Below are 5,087 nucleotides of genomic sequence, written 5' to 3'. Positions count from 1 at the left end.
TGTTGCGGGTGGGCTGCTCGGCCTTTCCTGGCAACCGGTGATGGGGTTCGCCGCAACCGCCTCAGGCAGGTTCTAAGAATTCTCTAAATCCAAGGCTGAGGCTGATGACTCCTACTCTTCTGGGCAGCTCCAGGGGGTGGGAGTCTTTGATGTTGGCTTGCCACTCCGCGGCTCTACTTTCCCCTGGGCTGCCCTTCGACACCCGGACGGCAAAGAGAGAGGTTCTGTTGATGCTGGGCAGTTGGCTGTGGATCTTAGGGATGGGCTTTTTTGTCGGCCAGATCGTGGGCCGGTTGGGGATGCCGCCACTAGTGGGGATGATTCTGGTCGGGATCCTGTTGCAAGAGGTCTTGTCCCCAGAGCTGTTGGCGGCAGCCGGGGATCTGCGCCTAGTGGCCGTCACGATCATCCTCATGAGGGCGGGCCTGGGGCTGGATTGGGAAAAGCTGGCCCAGCAGGGATCCGTGGCCCTGCGGCTGGGGTTTTTGCCGGCAGCCTGTGAGGCGGTGGCAGTGGCGCTCTTGAGCCGCTGGATCCTGGGGCTGGATTGGGGGACGGGGCTGCTTTTGGGCTGTGTGCTCGGGGCGGAGTCGCCGGCGGTGATCGTGCCGGGGATGCTGCGCCTCAAGAGCCTAGGCTGGGGGGTAGCCAAAGGGATCCCGGACGCCATTTTGACCGGCAGCGCCCTTTCCGATGTGCTGCTGTTGCTGGGCTTTAGCCTGTTGCTGAGCTTTTTGGGGCAGGGATCTGCCCAGAGCCTTCGCCTGCAGTGGCTGCCGTTCCAGGTGGGGATGGAGATCCTGCTGGGGGTGGCGGTGGGCTACCTGGGGGCGCGGGTTTTGGTGGCCCTCTTGGTGCAGCAGAACTGGACCCGCAACAGTACGCAAGAGGTGCTGCTGGCGGCCTGCCTGGTGCTGGGCTTGGTGCTGGCGTCGCAGGTGTGGCCCTATTTTTCCGGCTACCTGGCGGTGATGGCCCTAGGGTTTTTCCTCGTCCAACTGGATGGGCCGCTGGCGCGGCGGCTGCGGCTTGGGTTCGACGCCCTCTGGACGGTGGCGGAGATTGTGCTGTTTGTCCTGCTGGGAGCCTCTTTGGATCTGCAGGTACTGGGATCCCTGCTCTTGCCCGGTTTGCTGCTTTTGACCCTGAGCCTGCTGTTGGGCCGGGGCCTGGGCTGGTGGCTTTCCACCCTGGGGAGCAACTGGAACTGGCGGGAGCGGCTCTTTTTGCTGCCGGGCAACATGGCCAAAGCCACGGTGCAGGCGGCCATCGGCGGCATCCCCTTAGCCCAGGGGATCCCTGGCGGGGAGACAATCCTCGCCCTAGCGGCCCTGTCGATTTTGACCACAGCTCCCCTGGGAGCTTGGCTAACCCAGGTTTTTGCCCCTCGCCTATTGGAAAAGGGAGAAGTGGATCCCACCAAGGTGGGCAGCCAGGGTAAGGTGAGCTTCTTGGCCGCTGTGGATACCTCTCCCTTGGCGGAGGCGGTGCTGCGCAAGGCAGCGGATCTGGCGCGGCGGGTGGATGGGGAAGTGATTGTGCTCCATGTTACCGATGAGCTCCAGGGGAAGGGGGTGGAAGCGTTGCGGCAGCTTGCCCAGCGTCTTTTGGCAGATATTCGCCACGAATTTTGCCTGGCTTCCGGCCCCCTGGCGGAGACCATCGTGGACATAGCCCAGGAGCGGCAGGTTACCGACATAGTCCTAGGCAAGCGGGGCCACCGCCCCTGGGAGCAAGTGTTGGTGGGATCCACTTCCCAAGCAGTGTTGGAGACCAGCTCTATTCCTGTAATCCTCGTAGAGTCTCCTAGAGAAACCCCTGGGCAGGCAGCGGAGGCTTAAAGATCAATGCTGGGCCCTAGAGCTGTTGCTAGGCTAGGCCTCCAAACCGGCCTCAGCAAAGATTATTTGGCTCTACGGGGTATCCATCGGTTTTCGTCGACAGTAAAGCACCTTTTTTCTTTCTTAGTAGGGCAGCACTGGGCATCTTTGGGACCATGAACAAGCATATCTAAGCAGACCTCAGCACTTCCTCTAGAGCTACGAGCGATGGAAATGTTGTTAACGACAACTCTATCGCCAAGAAATACAGGCTCTAGGAGTGTGGGGTTTTTGCTGCCACCTAACAGGCCGGATAAGCTTATCCAGGCAGCACTGCCTCCTGTACTGCTTGCTACAACCGCCACCACATCCTGAAGCCCATCGTTGTTAAGATCGGTAGGTTCCAGCCTTTCAAGGCTTGCTGTTAGAAACCCTTCTTCAAAAATGCTAGAGCCTCTTTGATACTTGCCATCTTGAAAACGAACCCGCTCAATATCTGGAAGGGGCGAGGTAGCTATGAGATACTCAGCGTTTAAGAACGCTTGCTCGGCACTTGTTTTAACCGTCGATGCTATCGAAACTAAACAGGCACTTAACAAAAAGCAAGCCAGCTTAAAAAGAATTCTTTTAGCGGCCATTGCTTTGCTCCCTTAGCCAAAAGGACGGAGGGTGTCTAATTCTATTCGATGCAAAGGAAGGAGAACAAGATTGGCTTAGCCTTAGATTGGCCGCAGTTGCTCCTGGTTAGATAAGACCCTCCTGAAGCCTTCTTTGCTCTCACCTCTTGTCTCCGCTAGGCATGGACGTAACGAGCTAAGGAGCCGGCTGTGATTCTTTTCTCTCCTGCTTGGCGCTTCATCGTTTTGCTGGGGATCGTCAGCCTCTGCGCCGACGCCACCTACGAGGGGGCCCGCAGCATCTCCGGAGCTTTTTTGGGATCCCTGGGGGCCAGCGGCACGGTGGTGGGCCTGGTGGCCGGCGGGGGGGAGCTGCTGGCCTATGGGCTGCGCCTGGGCGTGGGCTACTGGAGCGACCGGCTCAGTAGGGATCCCGTGCACCGCAGTCGAGGTCAGTGGCAGCTCACCACCCTGGGCTATGTCCTCAACACGGCGGTGATCCCCGCTCTGGCCTGGGTGAGCAGTTGGCCTGGGGCTGCTTTGCTTTTGCTGGCCGAGCGCCTGGGCAAAGGGATCCGCACCCCGCCACGGGACCTGTTGCTCTCCCATGCGGCGCTGCAGGTGGGCCAGGGCATTGGGTTTGGCCTGCACGAGACCTTGGATCAAATTGGGGCGGTGGGAGGGCCGCTGCTGGTGGCAGGAATGGTTGCCGCCGGCTACGGGTTCCAAGGCGCATTCTTGGCCTTGGGGATCCCGGCGGCCCTGGGGCTGGGGGTGCTGGGGCTGGCCCAATGGCTGTATCCCACCCCGCGCGACTTTGAGCCGGAGCCGGAAACCGCTCCAGCAAAAGGCTTTTCCAGGGTCTTTTGGCTCTATCTCACAGCAGCGGCCTGTGTGGCCATGGGGTTTGCCGACTTTTCCCTCATTGCCCTGCACCTGCAGCAGCAAGGTGGCGAGGCGGCAGGGATCCCCTTGCTCTACGCCCTGGCCATGGGGGTGGATGCCCTAGCCGCCCTGGGCTGGGGCTGGCTATTTGACCGCCTGGGGCTGGGGAGCCTGTTGGGGGCGGTGGTCCTGTCTGCCGGTTTTGCGCCGCTGGCCTTTTCCGGCAGCTACGGGCTGACGGTGGTGGGCATGCTGCTCTGGGGGATTGGCCTGGGCGCCCAGGAATCGGTCATGAAGGCAGCAGTAGCCGGCATGGTGGCCGCCCAGGCGAGGGGCTTTGCCTTTGGGCTGTTTACCAGCATCTACGGCCTGGCCTGGTTTTTGGGCAGCGCCCTGATGGGGGTGCTCTACGATCTCTTTCTCCCCGCTTTGGTCATCTTCTCGGTAGCCGCTCAAGCCGCGGGGGCAGCTATCCTCTGGGTCTTAATCCTAAGGGGACAGGCTGGGGCCGGGCGATGAAAAAGCCCTGCACCAGATCTACGCCGCGGTCGCGCACCCACTGCAGCTCTCCTGCCGTTTCGATCCCTTCCGCCAGGGTAGTGATCCCCAGCTTTTGAGCCAGCTCCAGCAGTTTCTCGGCAATCACCGCCTTATAGGGATCCCGATCCACCCCCCGAATGAGCTCCCTATCCAGCTTGATGAGATCCGGCTGCAACTGGTGCAACAGGTTCAGGGAGCCGTAGCCGGCGCCCAGGTCATCCAGCGCCACCCGAAAGCCCGCCTGCCGATAGAAGCGCAAAATCCGCTGCAAGTGGTCCAAATCGGGGCTGCGGTCGGATTCGTTGACCTCAAACACCACCCGCTGGGGCGGGATCCCGGCGCGGCTGATGGCCCAGACGGTGGAGCGCAGGCAAAAGGCTGGGTCGTAGATAGCCGTAGGGCTGAAGTTGATGAAGAGATCCCCTTGTAAGCGGTGCTGGGTGGCCGCGGCAATGGCCGTGCGGCGGGCGGCCAAGTCCAAGTGGTAGAGCAGCCCGGCCTCGCGGGCCATGGCAAAGAGCAAGCCCGGCCCAATCACCTTGCCCTCTTTGTCCAACCCCCGCACCAGCGCCTCGTGGCCCACCACACAAGTGGGATCCCGCCCCCCGACAATGGGCTGAAAGTAGGTGGTGAGACGGTTTTCCTTCAACACTTCCAGCAAAAGCTCAGCTTGGGTGCGGTGGAACAACTGCAGCAGTGACTCCACCCGGGCGCAATCTTGCCAGCAGGGATCCCTATCTCCGGCCAAAAACAGGGCGCGGCTGGCCCGCATCTCTTCTTGCGAGAGAATATCAGCCATTGTCTCCAGGGTCTTCTTAAGGGCTCCCTGGGCAATGGCAACAACTAGGCCAAGGTCTTGCAAAAGTTGAACGGGAACCTCTGTCTTGGCCTCCAGGGCCCGCCAGAGCTTCTGGTGGGTATGAGGAGTGGGCAGCCAGAGAAATAGGCGCCCTGCCTCCTGCAGAAAGGCGGGCAGAGCTGGGCAGTCGGGGCAAGACATGGGGGTTCAGGAAATGGCCGGAGAGGCTCACCGAGGTTACCTATCTTACTTAGCAGTATGTCCCGCCTCCCCGAAAAAAGAAGCCAATCTTCCAGAAAGCTAACTGGGGATCCCCCTCAAAACTCGGCCCTGTTGGCGTTCCAGCAAGCTTCAACGTAAGGCGCGGGATTCCCCACCCGGGTGGGGAGGGATAGCGCCTCCTGACTGATTCTGGATATATCGCTT

At 60.9% G+C, this 5,087-nt stretch carries 4 protein-coding genes and 1 riboswitch; of the genes, 2 read left to right on the top strand and 2 right to left on the bottom strand.

Translation table 11 applies throughout. The features are described 5' to 3' along the window. Positions 1-27 precede the first annotated feature (27 nt). Positions 28-121: riboswitch (Fluoride riboswitch) on the top strand. After that, entirely contained in the window at positions 105-1,841 is a 1,737-nt protein-coding gene (locus NW841_RS05665) for a cation:proton antiporter (protein ID WP_414385752.1), read from the top strand. It overlaps the preceding riboswitch by 17 nt. Before the next feature lie 62 nt (positions 1,842-1,903). Here NW841_RS05665 and NW841_RS05660 read toward each other — a convergent pair whose 3' ends face one another. Next, positions 1,904-2,458: a hypothetical protein gene (locus tag NW841_RS05660; protein ID WP_414378175.1), complete on the bottom strand. Its 555-nt coding sequence runs from the start codon at positions 2,456-2,458 to the stop codon at positions 1,904-1,906. Positions 2,459-2,647: 189 nt separating this feature from the next. Between NW841_RS05660 and NW841_RS05655 the strand changes: the two genes are divergently transcribed. Further along, positions 2,648-3,841: an MFS transporter gene (locus NW841_RS05655; RefSeq protein ID WP_414385751.1), complete on the top strand. Its 1,194-nt coding sequence runs from the start codon at positions 2,648-2,650 to the stop codon at positions 3,839-3,841. Here the strand turns inward: NW841_RS05655 and NW841_RS05650 are convergent. Continuing rightward, positions 3,792-4,862 (bottom strand): EAL domain-containing protein, encoded by a 1,071-nt coding sequence (locus NW841_RS05650; RefSeq protein WP_414385749.1) that lies wholly within the window; start codon positions 4,860-4,862, stop codon positions 3,792-3,794. The two genes, NW841_RS05655 and NW841_RS05650, sit on opposite strands and share 50 nt — an antisense overlap. Positions 4,863-5,087: the final 225 nt, after the last annotated feature.

This window comes from Synechococcus sp. H60.3 (assembly GCF_047462295.1).
Classification (GTDB): domain Bacteria; phylum Cyanobacteriota; class Cyanobacteriia; order Thermostichales; family Thermostichaceae; genus Thermostichus.
The sequence above is the reverse complement of the archived record's forward strand: the minus strand, read 5'-3'. Positions and strand labels throughout refer to the sequence as shown.

What these genes read in the sequence shown, in the direction of transcription:
- NW841_RS05650 (WP_414385749.1), bottom strand. Translation starts at nt 4,862, where the DNA reads ATGTCTTGCCCCGACTGCCCAGCTCTGCCCGCCTTTCTGCAGGAGGCA.
- NW841_RS05665 (WP_414385752.1), top strand. Translation starts at nt 105, where the DNA reads ATGACTCCTACTCTTCTGGGCAGCTCCAGGGGGTGGGAGTCTTTGATG.
- NW841_RS05660 (WP_414378175.1), bottom strand. Translation starts at nt 2,458, where the DNA reads ATGGCCGCTAAAAGAATTCTTTTTAAGCTGGCTTGCTTTTTGTTAAGT.